This window comes from Aeromicrobium changchenzhani (genome assembly GCF_057586615.1).
On record NZ_CM172480.1, the window covers coordinates 267,751 to 284,984 of the forward strand.

17 protein-coding genes are annotated in these 17,234 nt (G+C 62.6%); 8 read left to right on the top strand and 9 right to left on the bottom strand.

What is annotated here, in order from left to right:
* Positions 1-142 precede the first annotated feature (142 nt).
* The gene (locus tag AC2YB9_RS01455) at positions 143-922 is read left to right on the top strand and encodes a hypothetical protein (protein WP_487266982.1); all 780 of its coding nucleotides are present in this window, start codon (positions 143-145) and stop codon (positions 920-922) included.
* Here AC2YB9_RS01455 and AC2YB9_RS01460 read toward each other — a convergent pair.
* Positions 885-1,562, bottom strand: coding sequence for a Crp/Fnr family transcriptional regulator (locus AC2YB9_RS01460; RefSeq protein ID WP_487266983.1), 678 nt, complete (start codon positions 1,560-1,562; stop codon positions 885-887). The two genes, AC2YB9_RS01455 and AC2YB9_RS01460, sit on opposite strands and share 38 nt — an antisense overlap.
* Positions 1,563-1,676: 114 nt before the next feature.
* Here AC2YB9_RS01460 and nth point away from each other — a divergent pair, with 114 nt between their 5' ends.
* Genes nth through AC2YB9_RS01485 form a run of 5 tightly spaced genes read left to right on the top strand, consistent with a single transcriptional unit; the run spans position 1,677 to position 5,617 of the window.
* On the top strand, positions 1,677-2,405 hold the full coding sequence (gene nth / locus AC2YB9_RS01465; RefSeq protein WP_487266984.1) for an endonuclease III: 729 nt from the start codon (positions 1,677-1,679) through the stop codon (positions 2,403-2,405).
* Positions 2,402-2,941, top strand: a complete 540-nt coding sequence (locus tag AC2YB9_RS01470) for a TlpA family protein disulfide reductase (RefSeq protein WP_487266985.1) — start codon at positions 2,402-2,404, stop codon at positions 2,939-2,941. The genes nth and AC2YB9_RS01470 overlap by 4 nt, the downstream gene beginning before the upstream one ends.
* Entirely contained in the window at positions 2,938-3,597 is a 660-nt protein-coding gene (locus AC2YB9_RS01475) for an NUDIX hydrolase (RefSeq protein ID WP_487266986.1), read from the top strand. Before AC2YB9_RS01470 ends, AC2YB9_RS01475 begins: the two co-directional genes overlap by 4 nt.
* Positions 3,594-4,766 (top strand): MarP family serine protease, encoded by a 1,173-nt coding sequence (locus AC2YB9_RS01480; protein ID WP_487266987.1) that lies wholly within the window; start codon positions 3,594-3,596, stop codon positions 4,764-4,766. The genes AC2YB9_RS01475 and AC2YB9_RS01480 overlap by 4 nt, the downstream gene beginning before the upstream one ends.
* Entirely contained in the window at positions 4,766-5,617 is an 852-nt protein-coding gene (locus AC2YB9_RS01485) for a hypothetical protein (RefSeq protein ID WP_487266988.1), read from the top strand. The genes AC2YB9_RS01480 and AC2YB9_RS01485 overlap by 1 nt, the downstream gene beginning before the upstream one ends.
* Here the strand turns inward: AC2YB9_RS01485 and AC2YB9_RS01490 are convergent.
* The 8 genes from AC2YB9_RS01490 to AC2YB9_RS01525 all read right to left on the bottom strand — a co-directional run bounded on the left by AC2YB9_RS01490 (position 5,595) and on the right by AC2YB9_RS01525 (position 13,864).
* A complete protein-coding gene (locus AC2YB9_RS01490; protein ID WP_487266989.1) occupies positions 5,595-6,002 on the bottom strand; it encodes a phage holin family protein in 408 nt (135 codons plus the stop codon). The genes AC2YB9_RS01485 and AC2YB9_RS01490 overlap by 23 nt on opposite strands.
* Before the next feature lie 103 nt (positions 6,003-6,105).
* Positions 6,106-8,064 carry an acetate--CoA ligase gene (gene acs / locus AC2YB9_RS01495; RefSeq protein WP_487266990.1) on the bottom strand — a complete coding sequence of 653 codons (1,959 nt, stop codon included), beginning with the start codon at positions 8,062-8,064 and terminating at the stop codon, positions 6,106-6,108.
* A gap of 141 nt (positions 8,065-8,205) precedes the next feature.
* Positions 8,206-8,799, bottom strand: coding sequence for an acetate uptake transporter (locus AC2YB9_RS01500; protein WP_487266991.1), 594 nt, complete (start codon positions 8,797-8,799; stop codon positions 8,206-8,208).
* Between the two features lie 155 nt (positions 8,800-8,954).
* The gene (locus AC2YB9_RS01505; RefSeq protein WP_487266992.1) at positions 8,955-10,490 is read right to left on the bottom strand and encodes a sodium/solute symporter; all 1,536 of its coding nucleotides are present in this window, start codon (positions 10,488-10,490) and stop codon (positions 8,955-8,957) included.
* Entirely contained in the window at positions 10,487-10,855 is a 369-nt protein-coding gene (locus tag AC2YB9_RS01510; RefSeq protein WP_487266993.1) for a hypothetical protein, read from the bottom strand. Before AC2YB9_RS01510 ends, AC2YB9_RS01505 begins: the two co-directional genes overlap by 4 nt.
* Positions 10,852-11,589 carry a LytR/AlgR family response regulator transcription factor gene (locus AC2YB9_RS01515; RefSeq protein WP_487266994.1) on the bottom strand — a complete coding sequence of 246 codons (738 nt, stop codon included), beginning with the start codon at positions 11,587-11,589 and terminating at the stop codon, positions 10,852-10,854. The genes AC2YB9_RS01510 and AC2YB9_RS01515 overlap by 4 nt, the downstream gene beginning before the upstream one ends.
* A gap of 15 nt (positions 11,590-11,604) precedes the next feature.
* Positions 11,605-12,789, bottom strand: coding sequence for a sensor histidine kinase (locus AC2YB9_RS01520; protein WP_487266995.1), 1,185 nt, complete (start codon positions 12,787-12,789; stop codon positions 11,605-11,607).
* 325 nt (positions 12,790-13,114) lie between these two features.
* A complete protein-coding gene (locus AC2YB9_RS01525; protein ID WP_487266996.1) occupies positions 13,115-13,864 on the bottom strand; it encodes an IclR family transcriptional regulator in 750 nt (249 codons plus the stop codon).
* An 82-nt stretch (positions 13,865-13,946) separates the two neighbouring features.
* Here AC2YB9_RS01525 and hutH point away from each other — a divergent pair, with 82 nt between their 5' ends.
* Together hutH and hutU are read left to right on the top strand one after the other, a co-directional pair.
* Entirely contained in the window at positions 13,947-15,479 is a 1,533-nt protein-coding gene (gene hutH / locus AC2YB9_RS01530; RefSeq protein WP_487266997.1) for a histidine ammonia-lyase, read from the top strand.
* A complete protein-coding gene (gene hutU / locus AC2YB9_RS01535; RefSeq protein WP_487266998.1) occupies positions 15,476-17,158 on the top strand; it encodes a urocanate hydratase in 1,683 nt (560 codons plus the stop codon). Before hutH ends, hutU begins: the two co-directional genes overlap by 4 nt.
* Positions 17,159-17,234: the final 76 nt, after the last annotated feature.

The window sequence follows — 17,234 nt, forward strand, 5'->3', positions numbered from 1 at the left end:
GGATTCTGGGCATTTAGCGGCCAAATCTTGGGGATCGATGAGCGCCTCCGTGGTTTTCCACAGACGATCACGATGTCTGGGTTCTCCACAGATGTGCTTAAAGAGGTAGGACTTTTACCTGCGGTAGCAGCACCCTCGTCGTATGCACTCGATCCCGCAGGAGCTTTACGGCCGGCCATTCACCAGCGCAGACGCTGCCGCCTATGGCGTGACGCCGAAGATGTTGGCCGGGCGACGGTTCGTCGAAGTGTTCTCAGGCGTGCATCGGACCGCAGACACGGTCGACTGTTTCGACTTGCGCGTGCGCGCGGCCGTGCTGGTCCTCCCGCCGGATGCCGCGGTCAGCCACGTCACCAGTTTGCGTTGGCGCGATTATGACGCGGTGCCGGCATGGCCCCTGCATTTCTCCACCAATCAGCGTTTGCATGTCGAACGTCCTGGGATTGTGGTTCACCGGAGACAAGGTCGATTGAGTTCCAACCTTGTCCGCGAGATCGCGATACTGGGACCAGATCGTACGTTTGTGGACGCTGCGACACAGCTGGACGACAGGCAGTTGCTTCGTGCGGGGGATTGGTTGGTTTCGAGCGGCCATACTGACGTCCTCGACCTGCGTGCGTACGCCGTGATGTCACATCTTGATGGAGTGGAGCACGCGCGAAGGATTGCTCCATTTGTCCGCGACCGGGTGGAGTCGGTTCGGGAGTCGGATGTCCGGTGGGTGGCTCTGACATACGGCTTACCCGAACCGGAGGCGAATCTATACCGCGTTGGCGCAACGTGGCTATCGCGGACCCCGACCAAGATTTGGCGGTTAATATCCCAAAACTCAGCCTTATCCGAAGAAAAACGGGATGAAATCGGCCAAATCTTGGGGACGGGGACTAGCGGGCGCGCTTTTGGAGTCGTTCGAGATCCATGATGACGACGGAGCGAGGTTCGAGGCGGAGCCAACCGCGAGCAGCGAAGTCGGCAAGTGCTTTATTGACCGTTTCGCGTGAGGCGCCGACGAGCTGGGCCAACTCTTCCTGAGTGAGGTCGTGGTTGACGTGGATACCGTCATCGGCACGGCGACCGAAGCGGCCGGCCAGATCTAGCAGCGCTTTGGCAACGCGGCCGGGAACGTCGGAGAACACGAGATCGCCGACGACCTCATTCGAGCGGCGCAGCCGGCTGGCCAACTGGAACAGGAGCGCACGGGCAACATCGGGATGCTGGGCGACCAGAGGGAGTAGCGCGTCGTGGCTGAGTGCCTTCATCGAGCAGTCGGTGACTGCCGTCGCGGTGGCCGAACGCGCACCCGGATCGAACAGCGAGAGCTCGCCGAACATCTGTCCTGGGCCGAGTATCGCCAGCAAGTTTTCGCGACCGTCTGAGGATGTGCGACCGAGTTTGATCTTGCCGTCGGTCACGACGTAGAGCTGATTGCCCTCGTCGCCCTCATTGAACAGAACGTCGCCGCGTTTGATCGTAATCGCATTCATCGAAGCATCGAGAGAAGCCGCCGCTTCGTCGTCTAGGCCCGAGAAGAGTGGCGCCTGGCGCAGCACATCGTCGTTCACAGAGAATCCTTAATCGCTTGTAACTCCGGTCACAGTCTGTCCTAAGGGATAGCACATTTCCACACCGAGGGTCGATTGGTTCGCGAAATTCTCCTCACACGTAGTCTTGACCGCGTGCCGAACCAGACTGTCAGTCCACCCAAACCGGACGTGTCATTGGTTCGCCGGGCCCGAAAGATCAACCGGGTACTCGCCCAAACCTATCCCGACGCGGGCTGCGAGCTCGATTTCGCCGATCCGTTCCAACTTCTTGTCGCCACGGTCCTGTCCGCCCAAACGACCGATCGGCGCGTCAATGCCATTACTCCCATGCTGTTCGAGCACTACCCCGATGCGTATGCGCTCGCGGGCGCCGACCGGACGGCGCTGGAGGAAATCATTCGGCCGACCGGATTCTTCCGGGCCAAGAGCGACAGCTTGTTGGTGCTGGCCGCAGGGCTGGTCGAGCGGTATGACGGTCAGGTGCCCGGCACGCTCAAAGAGCTCGTGACGCTCAAAGGGGTCGGCCGGAAGACTGCGAATGTTGTCCTCGGCAATGCGTTCGATGTTCCAGGAATCACGGTTGACACGCATTTTGCCCGGCTTGTGCGACGGCTCGACTGGGTCGCCGCGGACATTGTCAAGGATCCGGTCAAGACCGAACACGCAGTCGGTGCGCTGTTCCCGCGCAAGGATTGGACGATGCTCAGTCACCTGCTGATCTGGCATGGCCGACGTCGCTGTCATGCCAAAAAGCCGGCTTGCGGCGCCTGCCCGGTCGCGCAATGGTGTCCCTCGTATGGGATCGGTCCGACTGATCCGATCGAGGCGGCGGCGCTCGTCACGACCCAGGGACCGGCATGAACAAGGTGGCCACGCTTGCCGTGTTTCTGCTGCTGAGTATGACGGCCTGCGGCGGTGCCGCACCGACGGCGACTCCGCCCACCAAAAGCAACGTTCCTGCCACCAAAACCACCGCCGCACGCCTGCCCGCGATTAGCTTGGCTGACCTCGACGGCGGCGCCGCGGTTGATCTGGCCAGAGTGACGGGGCCGGCGGTCATCAACCTGTTCGCTACCTGGTGTGGGCCGTGTCGGGCCGAGTTGCCGGTGTTCGCCCGAGCCAATAGGACGCTCGGCGACCAGGTCACCTTCATCGGCATCGATTTCGCCGATCCGGATCAGCGAGGTGCGCGTGCACTGGCGAAAACAACGGGCATCACCTATCAATTGCTCGCCGATCCGGACTCGAAATTGAGAAAAGATCTGAAGGTTATCGGCTTGCCGCAGACCGTATTCGTTGATGCGCAGGGCACAATCGTGGCAACTGAACGCAGAGCCTTCGACTCGTACGCCGATCTGAGTGCTGCTCTTGATTCTCACCTGGGGGTGACACCATGACCGGTCCGACCGCGCCCCGGGCGCCGCTGCCTGAATGGCTCGACCCCTTGGTCCACAAGCTCTCCGGCGTTGAGGCCGAGACACTGGCACCACGCTTTCCGCATCCGCCCGCCGACGCGCGCCGCGCCGCCGTACTCATGCTGTTCGCCGACGGCCCTCGCGGCCCAGACGTACTGCTCACACTGCGTGCTTCGACGCTGCGGGACCATGCCGGCCAGATCTCGTTCCCGGGCGGATCGTCCGACGCTGAGGATGCTGATGCGGTCGCGACGGCGCTTCGCGAAGCCGATGAAGAAGTCGGGATCAAACCCGCCGAGGTTGAAGTATTCGGTGCGCTACCGAAGTTGTGGTTGCCGCCCAGCAACTTTGCGGTGACAACAGTTCTTGGTTATTGGCCTAACCCGCGTGAACTTCAGGCCGTGGATGCGGCCGAAGTCGAAACGGTGTTCCGTGCGCCGATCGTCGAGTTGATGGACCCGGCCAACCGGTTCGTGATGATTCATCCCAACGGTTGGCGTGGGCCGGCGTTCAACGTCGTCACCGAGACTCCATTGTGGGGATTCACCGCCGGCGTGGTTGCCCGATTGTTCGCTGCGGTGGGCTGGGAACAGCCCTGGGACGACTCGATCGAGCGACAATTGCCGGTGGTTTGGTGAACGTTCTCGACATCATCCTCCTGCTGGTTTTGGTTGCCTACTCGATTTCCGGCTACTACCAAGGCTTCGTGATCAATCTCGTCGCTTCAATCGGGTTGATTTTCGGCGGCTTGTTGGCCGTCTCGATCGTTCCCCACGTCATGGGCGATTCGGTGCCTACCGTGACGACGTCGCTCATCGCCCTCTCGGCTGTCGTGGGCGTTGCGGTGATCGGGCAGGGCATCGGTACGTACGTCGGCACCGATATCAAAGACAACATCTCGTGGCAGCCATTGCGCTGGGTCGACGCGGTCGGTGGCAGTGCGCTGAGCATCGTCGCGGTGCTGTGTGCTTCTTGGGCGCTGGGCTATGCGGTCAGCGGAACGCAGATCCCAGTGATCTCGAAGGCCGCACGCGGATCGGAAATTCTTCGAACCGTCAATGGCGTCATGCCAACCGGCGCGACCGATGTGCTTGATGCGTTCAATCATGTGCTCGACACCAACCTGTTCCCGCGTTACCTTGAGCCGTTTGAGAACGAGCAGATCAAGCCGATCGAGGCGCCGGACGACCAGGTTCTCGCGTTGCCAGCAGTGGTCCGTGCGAGCAAGAGCGTCGTCAAGATACTTGGTGCCGCCGTGTGCAATCGGGGAATCGAGGGCTCAGGCTTTGTCTATGCGACCGATCGGATCATGACCAACGCGCACGTCGTTGCCGGGGTTCGAGACCCGTTCGTGGTCATGGGGAATCGGCGGGTTCAGGCTGACGTCGTGCTGTTCGATCCGCGTCTTGATGTTGCTGTTCTGGCAGTTCCGGGCCTCGGCCTTAACCCGCTCTCCTTCGACGAGAACGGACGGGCCGGTATGTCCGCCGCGGTCCTCGGCTTCCCCGAAAATGGCCCATTCGATGCACGTGCAGCGCGCATACGTATGCAGCAAAACATGCAAAGCCCCGATATTTACAATCACGGTCGGAACGTGCGCAGTACGTTCGCGATTCGCAGCCTCGTACGGTCGGGCAACTCGGGCGGGCCGCTGGTCTCTGATGATGGCAATGTGCTCGGCGTTATCTTTGCGGCCTCGATCACTGACAAATCAACCGGCTATGCCTTGACCGCGAAGCAAGTCGATGCGGCGGCCAAGGCGGGCATCCGAGCCGCTGACCAAGTCTCGACCGGAAATTGTGCCTAATGCGTGGACCGGTCGCATTTCTCTGTGGCGTTCTTGCGTTGATCGCTGGACTTGTGACGCTGCCAATCGCGTGGGTTGGCCACAATATCGCCAACGAAGATGGTTACGTCGCCTTCACCGAGCCGTTGGCGACCAACCCCGGCTTTCAGACGGCGATTGCAAACGCGCTGGCCACCGGTCTCGTCGAGAAGGCCGGTTTGCCTGATGTGACCCGTAAGCCGGCGCAAGACGCGACCGCGGCCGCTTTGCTGAACCTTTCAGCGCAGCCGGGCTGGGTTCAGGCGTGGGACGACACCCAGCGCCAGTCGCATCAGATCACGCTGGGCGATCAGCGCAATCTTCCTGCCGCACTTGATGCCAGCAATCGACTGGCTGTGGACTTCGGACCGATGGCGCAGTTCGTGGTCAAGATCGTCAATCAACAGATCCCATTTCGACTGCCCGCACCGCAACAGTTGATCGTGACGGTCGGTGGCGATCAGCAGACCCACGTCATCGAACAGCTCCGCAAGACACCCGACTGGTCACGTACTGGGCTGTTGGTGACGGGGCTGTTAGCGGCCCTGTCGCTGGTTGCGGCGCGGCGTCGGAGCGTGGCGCTCGCCTGGCTCGGCGCAGGCACCATCGTAGTGGCGGGCGTTGCCTATCTGGCGTTCTACGGCGGTGCCTCGTTCATCGCCGGCCGCGACACCGCAACATCATCGTTCGCTCAGGCAATGACGGGAGCGTTGATCGAGCGGAGCCGCACCTCATTCGGCCACTGGACGTTGGTCCTTGCCGGGGTCGGCGCGGCAGCTGTGGTGGTCGGCGCCGTCGCTCGGCTAGTGTTCAGCGGTCGGTCGAGGTCTTGACGTGCTGGCCCTTGAGCGCAGCCGGGATCGCCTTGGCTGAACGGATCGTCTTCTCCGGCGCACGAATTTTTTTGAGCTTACGTATGCCGATCAGGATCAGCAGTATCGCCAGCACAACGTAGGCGCCGGTCACGATCAGGAACGCCCAAGCGGGATGCAATCCGGTCATCGTGATGAAGTAGGCGATCGTGAAAGAGCCGAGAATGATGATCAGCAGTCCGAAGAAGCCAGCAATAGCTAGCAGTGCGGCACCGATTCCGGCGGCCTTGGCACTGACCGTGATTTCCGATTTGGCGAGCGCGATCTCCGATTGCACCAGCGCAGAGATATCTCTGCTGGCATCGGCGACCAGCCGGCCGATTGTCGGTTCGTCCTTATTGCTCATGAAGTCGAGCCTATCGGTATTGCCCGAAGCTCGGGCGGTGAGCCTGCAACGTTAATCGATGATTTCTTCGTTGCCGGCTCACCGCCCCGAGACAGACCGATGGTCAGTCCTCGTCCTTCGACGTTGCCATGCCAGCGCTGATGAGATCCATGATCCCGGAGTCGGCCAAGGTGGTGGCGTCGCCGACCTCGCGGTTCTCGGCGACATCGCGTAGTAGTCGCCGCATGATTTTGCCCGATCGGGTCTTGGGCAATTCGGGAACGATCATGATCGACTTGGGCTTGGCGATCGCGCCGATTTCCTTCGCGACATGATCACGAAGTTCCTTGACGACATCGGCACCACCGTCACCGGCCGATTCCCGCAGGATCACGAAAGCCACGGGTGATTGACCAGTCATCGGATCTGCCGCGCCGACCACGGCGGCCTCCGCAACCTTCGGGTGCGACACCAGTGCGGATTCGATCTCGGTCGTGGACAAGCGGTGACCGGAAACATTCATGACGTCGTCCACACGGCCCAGGAGCCACAGGTCGCCGTCACTGTCCTTCTTGGCGCCGTCGCCCGCGAAGTACACGCCGGGGAAACGGGACCAGTAGGTCTCTTTGTATCGCTCGTCGTCGCCCCAGATGGTGCGCAACATCGCCGGCCATGGCTCAGTCAGCACAAGGTAGCCGCCAGTTCCGTTGGGGACCGACTTGCCGGCGTCGTCGACGACGTCAGCGCTGATGCCGGGGATGGCCTTCATGGCTGAGCCGGGCTTGCCTGAAGTGACGCCGGGCAGCGGGCTGATCATGATCTGGCCGGTCTCGGTCTGCCACCAAGTGTCGACGACTGGCGTCTTACCGCCACCGATCGTGTCGCGGTACCAGATGTATGCCTCCGGATTGATCGGCTCGCCCACTGATCCCAGCAGTCGCAGTGAGCTGAGATCGTGTTCGGCGGGGAACTCGGCGCCCCACTTCATGAACGTACGGATAGCTGTCGGCGCACAGTAGAGGATCGTCGCCTTGTACTTTGCGATGATCTCCCACCAGCGGCCCTTGTGCGGGGTGTCGGGTGTGCCCTCGTACATAATTGATGTCGTCGCATTCGCGAGTGGTCCGTAGACGATGTAGGAGTGGCCGGTGACCCAGCCGATGTCGGCGGCAGTCCAGTAAACGTCTGTCTCAGGCTTGAGGTCGAAGACCGCCCACTGGGTGTAGGCGCAGCCGACAAGGTAGCCACCGGTGGTGTGCAAAATGCCCTTGGGCTTGCCAGTCGTGCCGGAGGTGTACATGACGTAGAGCGGATGCTCGGCATCAAAGGATTCAGGGGTGTGCTCGGTCGACTGCCGGCCGACAACGTCGTCCCACCAGAGGTCTCGACCTTCAGTCCAAGCGGTGTCTTGGCCGGTTCGCTTGACGACGAGGACGTTGCGCACATCAGGGCATTCCTCAAGAGCTTCGTCGACGGCGGGCTTCAGCGCCGACGCCGCGCCACGGCGGTAGGCGCCGTCGGCGGTGATGACGATTCGTGCGTCGCAGTCAATGATGCGGTCGCGAAGTGCAGTGGAGGAGAAGCCGGCGAAGACAACGGTGTGCGGGGCCCCTAGCCGCGCACATGCGAGCATGGCGATGACAGTTTCGGGAATCATCGGTAGGTAGATCGCGATGCGGTCGCCAGTCTTAACTCCGAGCTCAATCAACGCGTTGGTGGCCTTGCAAACCTCGTCCTTGAGGTCGCTGTAGGTGATGGTGCGAGTGTCGCCGCCCTCACCCTCAAAGTAGTAGGCGACCCGGTCGCCAAGACCATTCTCAACGTGCCGATCGACACAGTTGTAGGCGGCGTTGAGCTTGCCGCCGACATACCATTTGGCGAACGGGGCGTTCTCCCAGTCGAGCACTTCGGTGAACGGCTCGGTCCAGGTGATCCGTTCGGCCTGCTTCTTCCAGAAACCGAGCCGGTCGGCATCGGCTTCGGCATAGGCGTCGGCCTTGACGTTCGCGTTCGCGGCAAATTCTGCCGGTGGATCGAAACGGCGGGTTTCATTCGCGAGATTGCTGATCGCGTCTTCAGTCATGATTACTCCTGGGTTGGACGTCTCAATTGTATTGTGTCCCACGCCACATCTTGAGCGGCACGGGGTTGCAGGGGAGTCGCTCCACCTGCGCGGGCCGAAGCAAGCGCATCCCCCCGCGAATGGCTTGCTTCGACTCGTGGATCAGTTACGTGGACCGACCGGAATTTTCGTTTCGCCGAAGGTCGCATTTGTGACCCCGGCGAGGACGCCGTACCAAGCAGCCGCGGCGGTTGCGAGACCGAAGTAGCCACCGATGTGGGTCAGCGTTTCCTGCTCCCAGAACTCGCCGAACGCGAGGAAGAAGAAGGTGATTGTCAGAAGCACGAATACGGATAAAATTACGGTGTTCGTGCGCGTGGCGGCGACCGTCATGATGGCGGTGAAGATTGCCCAGGCCAGAAGAAATGCGCCGATGCCCTGGTGCAGTTGTTTGCCCGCACCGGAGAGATCGGTGTGACCGGTCAGGTACCAGAACGACACCCAGAAGGCGCCGTAGGAGCAGAACGCGGTTGCGCCGAAGGTGTTGCCCTTGGCAAATTCCCACAACCCGGCGGCGAACTGGGCGATACCGCCGTAGGCGAGCGCGAGACCGAAGACGACCGGTTCAACCGGTGCGTGCAGAATATTCGAGTTTACGAGGCTGAGGACGAAGGTGGTGAGACCGAAGCCGGCAAGACCGAGCGGTCCGGGATCAGCGATATGGGAGCCGGGTATGGGCCGGTCGACGACAGACATAAGATCTCCTAGTGGTGGTCTGGGCGCCAAGGCGGCGCTTTCGTCTTCAGTCTGGCGCCGGAGATTCGCTGTCGGGAAGGGCAAAACCGGTGCCGTATGTGAACGGCGTCACATTATCGGCGGAAGGCGTGTGAAGATGCGACGAACGGCTGTCGTCACGCGCCGAACGGTCGGCGCCGGTGGATCGCCTCGGGATCGTAGGTGCCTCGATCGACGTCGAGATATTCGGGCGTATGCAGACGGACCATCGCACGAATGACATTGGGCGGGCGCTGCCGTGCCGTCGCCAGTGAGACTCCGATCATCGTGGTTAGGGCAAGCGGTACGGTCCACGCCGCGGGCTGCGCGATGAGGGCGCCGGCCCAGTTGGTGGCGGTGAATCCAACTAGCGTCGCGATGACCGCGCCGGCTGATAGGACACCCCCGACGACCATGCCAGCAATCGCGCCGGTGGCGGTCAGTCCGCGCCACCAGATGCCGAGTAGTAGCAGCGGGAAGAACGTCGACGCGGCGACAGCGAAGGCGAGTTCGACCGCACGGGCGACGGGTAGCCCACTCGTCGCAATCGCGAGGACGAGCGTCACCAGGACAGCTAGGCCCGTGGCAAGGCGGAACGCTCGGACGCCCTCGATTCGCCCGCCGAGCAGGTCTTGGCTGATGACGCCGGCGATTGACACGACGAGCCCTGACGATGTCGACAGGAACGCTGCGAAGGCCCCTGCCCCGAGCATTGCGACACCGAGATCGGCGGCAGCTCCGTGTAGCAACGCTGCCGGCAGGTCGAGCACAACCGAGTCGGTGTGGCCGGTGCGTACGAGGTCATATGTGTAGATCCGCCCGAGGACGCCATACACCGTGGGAAGCAGATAGAAGATACCGAGCAGGCCAAGCACGCCGAGCGTCGTTCGACGCGCCGCGCGGCCGTCGGTGTTCGTGTAGAAGCGAACGACGACATGCGGCAATCCCATCGTGCCGAGGAACGTCGCGAGGATCAGTGAATAGGTCAGGTACATCGCGTGCGGGCCAGAAAGTGGGTCGACCCAGTCAGTCAGATGCACCGTGGATACGCGCGGGGACCCGTCACCGTGCCAGTGGCCGAGGAGGATGAACACGGGCAGGAGGAGCATCGTGAACTTGAGCCAATACTGAAACGCTTGGACGAGCGTGATCGATCGCATTCCACCGGACAACACGATGATGCAAACGATGACCGCGACGGCAGCACCGCCGACCCACGTCGGTGCGCCGATGATAGTGCGCAGGGTGAGGCCGGCCCCTTGGAACTGCGGCAACAGATAGAGCACGCCGATTAAAACAACGAGGAAGCTTGCGACCAGGCGCGCGGGCCGGGACTCGAGCCGAAATTGGGCGAAGTCGGCCAGTGTGTAGGCGCCCGATCGGCGCAGTGGGGCGGCCACGAACACGAGAAGTATCAGGTAGCCGGCGGTCCACCCGACCGGGAACCATAGGGCGTCGACGCCATGGGCAAGGACGAGGCCGGCGACACCAAGGAAGGATGCGGCGGAGAGGTATTCGCCACTGATCGCCGACGCGTTGACGATCGGTCGTACCGAACGGGAAGCGACGTAGAAGTCGCTCGTGGTGCGGGAGATGCGAAGCCCCAACGAGCCAATCGCCAGGGTCGCAAGCGACACGGCGACGACCGCGGTCAAACCCGCTGCGGTGTTCACCGCTGATCCAGCAGATCGATGAAGGCCGCTTCATTCCGCTCGGCGTGTATTACGTAGTACCAGCCGAGCGCGAGCAATAGGGGATAGGCCAGAAATCCCAGCAGGAGCCACGGCAACGGAATGCCGGCGATATGCGCAGCAGACACCGCCGGTACCAAGCGGAATACGAGCGGCAGCGAACCCAGGGTGGCCGCGACCATCAGAACGATGACGATCGCTAGGCGCAACTGGGCACGCACGAGCGAATCGACGAGCGCTTCGCCGAGCGCGGTCTGTGCGTCGATCTCCTCGGCCATGTCGAGCTGGGTGCTCCGGGCGCTGTCTTGGCGTTGGAGGCGTGCGCGCTGGGGAGGCTCATCGTTCACGGCACGACCCCAGGCTTCGCATTGCGGATCAATAGGTCTTTGAGGTCTCGCGTATGGCGCCGGCTTACATCCAGTTCGACGCCCCCGACGATGACGGTGCAGCGACCACCTTCCTGGCGAACCTCGCTGATGTTGTGCGAGCCGACGAGGAATCGGCGGTGGATCCGGATGAAGCCAGCATCACGCCATTGTTCCGCGAGCGTCGACAGCGCAATCCGCAGCAGGTGACCGCCCTCCACAGTGTGGAGACGTACATAGTCGCCCTGAGATTCGACATAACGGACGTCGCTGCGCTGGATGAACCGGGTGACCCCGCCAAGTTCGACGGCTATCGTTTCGTCGTCCGTCGTCACGGGCAGATCGTCCTTGGCAAGGATGCGTCGAACGGACTCACGGGCCCGTTCGGATCGGACCGGCTTGAGCAGGTAATCGACGACATTGATCTCGAACGCCTCGACGGCGTGCTGGTAGTGGGCGGTCACGAACACGATCGCTGGCGGTTGTTCGAAGCGCGACAACACCCGGGCGAGCTCAAGTCCGGAGAAGCCGGGCATGGCAATATCGAGAAATACAGCGTCGGTGGGCTTCTCCTCCAAAGCCTGCAGGGCCTCGACCCCAGATGCCACCTCGATCACCGAGGCGATCCGCTCGTCCTCGCGGAGGAGGAAGCCTAGTTCGTTGCGGGCAGGCGCCTCGTCATCGGCGACAAGTACGTGAAGACCCGGATTCGGCATGGATGTCACGATACGTTAGCCCGCGGCTTCGGACGGATGTGCGCGTGGAGCAAATTTGGGTACGCGCATTGTGACCTTGGTGCCGGCACCGGCCTCGGTCTCGACGACCAGGCCGTATTCATCACCGAAAGTGCTCCGTAGGCGCTCGTCGACATTGCCTAGGCCGATGGAGTCGGCGCTGGGGTCGCCGTTGAGGGCGCGTTGGACCTTGTCTGGTGCTTCGCCGACGCCGTCATCCTCGATCGTGATGATGATCGCCGGTCCGGCATCTTCGGCAAGGATTGTGAGGTGGCCCTGTGTGGTCTTGGGCTCGAGACCATGCTGGACGGCATTCTCGACAAGTGGTTGCAGCGACAGGTAGGGCACGCTGACCGGCAATGCCTCGGGAGCGACGCGGAGCGTCACATGGAGTTTGTCGCCGAACCGCGCTCGCTCGAGGGCCAGATATTGCTCGATCGAGCGGAGTTCCTCGGCGAGGGTCGCATATTCGCCGTGTCGCCGGAAGGAATAGCGGGTGAAATCGGCGAATTCGATGAGCAGTTCGCGCGCCTGCTTGGGGTCAGTTCGTACGAAGGAGGCGATCGTCGACAGGGAGTTGTAGATAAAGTGCGGTGAGATTTGTGCGCGGAGAGCTTTCAGTTCGGCCTCGGCCAGACGCGAGCGCGCTTGATCCATTGCCGACAGTTCCAACTGGCCGGTGACCCAGCCGGACACCTCATTCGTGACGCGGATGATGCTGGCACCGGCCGTCGGGACCAGTGCTTGGAGCGTTCCGATCACCTCACCGTCGATCGTGAGCGGCGCTGTGATGACGTAGCGCATTCCGCAGTCGACGATGGGGCAGTCGACCCGATCGACACGGGTTGCGCCGTCGGCCACGACAGCCGCGGTGGCCCGCAATGCGTCCTCGCGGTGGTGCTCGCCGCGTCCCTCCCAGCCGAGGATCCCGTGTCGGTTGCTGAGCACGAGTCCGGGTGCCGACAGCAACGAATGGAGCGATCCGAGCGCTTTTGCAGCCGATGCCGGATTAAGTCCGTCGCGCAGGGGTGGCGCCGCACTGTTGGCGGCGTGCAAGATTCGGAACGTCGTTCGGTCGGCCTGGCTGCCGAGATCACGCCGCCGGGCGAGCCACCACAGGGGTACGACGATCACGACCGCGAGGACCCCGATCACGGCGAGGGCGGTTCGAACACTGTCCACTCCGTGAGCGTAAACCAGTCCCGCCTTCGTACTTCCCCTTCACCCCGCAGCCCTTCCCCGCCGAGTGGCGCAGATTCGGGGTTCTTTGGATCATTTTTGACCGAATTTGCGCCATTCGCTGGCAGATTTGCGCCACTCGACGGAGGGGAATCAAAATTGATCTGAAGCGGTCCGTAACCTCACCGATTCCGTCTCGTTAATCCCTATGAACCCGGCTAAACTCCCTCCTGCCGGGTTGCCCCTGCTCAAGCAGAAAAAGGTCCGATCCGTGGCTCCCTCCCGGTCGGACCTTTGGCATTCCCCCACCCCGCCACTCGGCGGGCGGTTAGCGGGCGCCGAGGCGGCGGGAGATCTCGGTGGCGGTGGCCTTGGTCGAGTCCACGAGCCGCTCGCCCGGCTCAGAGCGCTCCACATCCCACGTGACAGCGACACTCGCCCGAATCGCGGTCGACATGATCGGCGCTGCGACCGAGGCGAAACCGGGGGTCACCTCTCCATCCTCGGTGGCATAGCCGCGCCGCCGGGTGGCGCTCAACATCCGCCGCAATTCGGTCGGTGACTGCGGACCCTTACCGGTACGGCTGCCAAATGCCGCTTTATTGGGATAGAGCGCACGGATCTGAGCGGCCGGAAGCGTAGCCAGAATCGCGCGGCCCGACGCGGTCAGGTGCGCGGGCAGGCGTACGCCGACATCGGTGACGAGCGGCGGCCGGCCGGGAGCGCGTTCCTCGATGATGTAGAGAACATCGGCATCGGACAGCATGACCAAGTGCGCCGATTGGCCAATGGCATCAACGAGTTGGGCCAGCGGTATGCGGGCCAGCCGAGCCAATGGTTCCTGTTGAGCAAAGCCGTAACCGACCTCCCAGGCCGCGACGCCAATCCCCCAGGTCCGGTCGTCCGGATAGTGGATGACGAAATCCTCGGCGGCCATCGCGGCGAGCAGATGATAGGCCGAGGATCGAGGCAAGGTCAGTGCGTGCGAGATATGGGCCGCCGACACGGGAGCGGGTTGCCCGGACAGGAACTTCAGGATCTGCAAAGTGGCTGTGGCGGCCGGCACCGGTCTGGTCATTGGCGCTCCCTGTCTCGCATCCGAGACACTATATCGGGAATCGATCTGGTGCGAGGCCACCGTGAGCGAGTCCAATAGAGTCATGGTCCTTGTTGGAGTCGGCCCGCTATCTGCCGATGATGTTGTTGCCGTTGCCCGCCACGATGCCGCCGTCGAGATCGGTGCCGACGCGATCGCTGCAATCGGCCGTGCACGGGCGCACATCGAGCGCCTCGCTTCGTCGGATGTGCCGGTCTATGGAGTCTCGACCGGCTTCGGTGCCCTGGCACAACGCCACATCGCCCCCGAACTTCGTACCCAGTTGCAGCGCAGCCTGATCCGCTCACACGCCGCGGGCGCCGGACCCCATGTTGAGCGGGAGGTCGTTCGTGCCCTGATGCTGCTGCGACTGTCGACGTTGTGCACCGGTCATACCGGTGTACGTATCGAGACTGCGCAGACATACGCAGCGATGCTCAATGCGGGGATCACTCCGGTTGTCCATGAATACGGCAGTCTTGGTTGTTCGGGCGATCTCGCGCCGCTCGCGCATTGCGCGTTGGTGCTGATGGGCGAGGGACGGGCCACGGTGCTTGATGAGGCTGGTGGCGAACGACTGACCACCGGTGCGGAAGCGCTTGCTGCCCATGGCATTACGCCGATCGAGCTTGCCGAGAAGGAAGGCCTTGCTCTGATCAACGGCACCGACGGGATGCTCGGAATGCTGGTTATGGCGCTTCACGATCTGCGCAACTTGCTTGACACCGCCGACCTTGCCGCCGCGATGAGTATCGAAGGGTTGATGGGCACCGACCGGGTTTTGGCCGCTGATTTGCAAGCGCTTCGGCCGCATCCGGGACAGGCCGCGAGCGCCGCGCATATGCGCGAAATTCTTGCGTGCTCGCCGATCGTCGCGAGTCACCGTGAGGGCGACGGCCGGGTGCAAGATGCTTACTCGCTGCGATGCTCCCCGCCGGTTCATGGCGCAGCGCGCGACACGATCGACTACGCCGCGACAGTTGCCGGCCGCGAGCTCGCCGCAGCAATCGACAACCCAACCGTGCTCGACGACGGTCGAGTCGAGTCCAATGGCAACTTCCACGGTGCGCCGGTTGCTTATGTTTTGGACTTCCTCGCGATTCCTGTGGCCGATGTGGCGAGCATGAGTGAACGACGTACGGACCGTTTCCTCGATGTCACACGCAGCCAGGGCCTGCCGCCGTTCCTGGCCGATGATCCGGGCGTTGATTCCGGCCACATGATCGCGCAATACACACAGGCCGCAATCGTTTCCGAACTCAAACGGCTCGCCGCGCCGGCCAGCGTCGACTCGATCCCGTCCAGCGCGATGCAGGAGGACCACGTCTCGATGGGGTGGTCGGCGGCACGCAAACTGCGCAAGTCCGTCGATGGGCTCGGACGGGTCCTTGCGATCGAGATTCTGACCGCCGCCCGCGGCATTGATCTGCGGGCGCCGCTGCAGCCGTCGAAGATAACTGGCGATGCCATTCGGAAGCTCCGCGAACACGTTGAGGGTCCCGGCCCCGATCGCCATTTGGCCCCCGAAATCGAAAAAGCAACCCAACTCGTACTCGGCGGCGCCTTCACCGCCCGCGTCCAAGGAGATCAGCCATGACAGACACTCACCCCACCGTCCGCGCGGCTCGCGGCACCACGATCACCGCTCGTTCGTGGCAGAGCGAAGCGCCGATGCGGATGCTGATGAACAATCTCGATCCTGAGGTTGCCGAGCGTCCGGAGGATCTCGTTGTTTATGGCGGCACGGGCAAGGCGGCCCGAAACTGGGATTGTTATGACGCGATCGTGCGCACGCTTCTGACCCTCGCCGATGACGAGACGCTGCTGGTCCAGTCAGGCAAACCGGTCGGCGTTTTCCGCACGCATGAATGGGCGCCGCGCGTGCTGATCGCCAACTCCAATCTCGTCGGCGATTGGGCGACCTGGCCGGAGTTCCGCAAGCTGGAGGCTGAAGGGCTGATGATGTATGGCCAGATGACTGCTGGTTCGTGGATCTACATCGGTACGCAGGGCATCTTGCAGGGAACGTATGAGACCTTCGGCGCGGTGGCCCGGAAACTCGCTGCCGAAGGCAGGCATGAGCACAGCGACGGAACCCTCGCCGGCACTTTGACGCTGACGGCGGGTTGTGGCGGTATGGGTGGAGCGCAACCACTCGCCGTGACGATGAACGATGGCGTTGTGTTGATCGTCGATGTTGATGAGGATCGTCTCGAGCGGCGGGTCAAAAATGGCTATCTCGACGAGTATTGGGCCGATCTGGACACCGCTATCGATCGCTCGCTCGAGGCAAAGGCCGCCCGCGAGCCACGATCGGTCGGCGTTGTGGGCAATGCCGCAACTGTGTTCACCGAGCTGTTCGACCGCGGGGTGGCGATCGATATCGTCACTGACCAGACCAGCGCGCACGACCCGCTCAGCTATCTGCCCGAAGGCATCAGCGTCGCGGATTGGCATACGGACGCTGCCGCCGATCCCGAAGGCTTCACCGATAAAGCCCGCGCCTCGATGGCCAAGCACGTCAAGGCCATGGTCGATTTCATGGATCGTGGCGCCGAAGTGTTCGACTACGGGAATTCGATTCGTGAAGAGGCTCGTCTCGGGGGCTTCGACCGGGCCTTCGAGTTTCCGGGGTTCGTGCCCGCCTACATACGGCCGCTGTTCTGTGAGGGCAAGGGACCATTCCGCTGGGCTGCGTTGTCGGGCGATCCGGCCGACATAGCTGCGACTGACCGAGCGATTCTTGAACTATTCCCCGCGGACGAGCACCTCGCGCGGTGGATCACGAAAGCACAGGAGAAGGTCCGCTTTGAAGGACTGCCAGCGCGTATCTGTTGGCTCGGCTACAAGGAACGGCATCTCGCCGGCCTCAAGTTCAACGCGATGGTTCGCTCCGGTGAGATCAGCGCGCCCATTGTCATAGGGCGTGACCACCTCGACTCGGGTTCGGTTGCCTCGCCATACCGCGAGACCGAGGCGATGAAAGATGGATCCGATGCAATCGCCGACTGGCCGCTGCTCAACGCGTTGCTTAACACCGCCTCGGGCGCGACCTGGGTGTCGATCCACCACGGCGGCGGTGTCGGGATCGGCCGCTCCATCCATGCCGGCCAAGTCACGGTTGCCGATGGCACCGATCTCGCTGCGCAGAAAATCGAGCGAGTTCTGACCAATGACCCAGGCACCGGCGTGATGCGCCATGTCGATGCGGGCTACGAGCGGGCGGAGGAGGTTGCGCGTGAGCGGGGCCTCCGTGTCCCGATGTTGGAAGGGTGAAAGCGGTGCCTAGTCGCCAAGATTTGGCGGGAAATGCACCGTTGTTTAGACTATTTTGGCGCAAGATCGGCCAAAT

What these genes read in the sequence shown, in the direction of transcription:
- acs (WP_487266990.1), bottom strand. Translation starts at nt 8,064, where the DNA reads ATGACTGAAGACGCGATCAGCAATCTCGCGAATGAAACCCGCCGTTTC.
- AC2YB9_RS01515 (WP_487266994.1), bottom strand. Translation starts at nt 11,589, where the DNA reads ATGCCGAATCCGGGTCTTCACGTACTTGTCGCCGATGACGAGGCGCCT.
- AC2YB9_RS01470 (WP_487266985.1), top strand. Translation starts at nt 2,402, where the DNA reads ATGAACAAGGTGGCCACGCTTGCCGTGTTTCTGCTGCTGAGTATGACG.
- AC2YB9_RS01485 (WP_487266988.1), top strand. Translation starts at nt 4,766, where the DNA reads ATGCGTGGACCGGTCGCATTTCTCTGTGGCGTTCTTGCGTTGATCGCT.
- AC2YB9_RS01455 (WP_487266982.1), top strand. Translation starts at nt 143, where the DNA reads ATGCACTCGATCCCGCAGGAGCTTTACGGCCGGCCATTCACCAGCGCA.
- AC2YB9_RS01490 (WP_487266989.1), bottom strand. Translation starts at nt 6,002, where the DNA reads ATGAGCAATAAGGACGAACCGACAATCGGCCGGCTGGTCGCCGATGCC.
- hutH (WP_487266997.1), top strand. Translation starts at nt 13,947, where the DNA reads ATGGTCCTTGTTGGAGTCGGCCCGCTATCTGCCGATGATGTTGTTGCC.
- AC2YB9_RS01475 (WP_487266986.1), top strand. Translation starts at nt 2,938, where the DNA reads ATGACCGGTCCGACCGCGCCCCGGGCGCCGCTGCCTGAATGGCTCGAC.
- AC2YB9_RS01525 (WP_487266996.1), bottom strand. Translation starts at nt 13,864, where the DNA reads ATGACCAGACCGGTGCCGGCCGCCACAGCCACTTTGCAGATCCTGAAG.
- AC2YB9_RS01500 (WP_487266991.1), bottom strand. Translation starts at nt 8,799, where the DNA reads ATGTCTGTCGTCGACCGGCCCATACCCGGCTCCCATATCGCTGATCCC.
- hutU (WP_487266998.1), top strand. Translation starts at nt 15,476, where the DNA reads ATGACAGACACTCACCCCACCGTCCGCGCGGCTCGCGGCACCACGATC.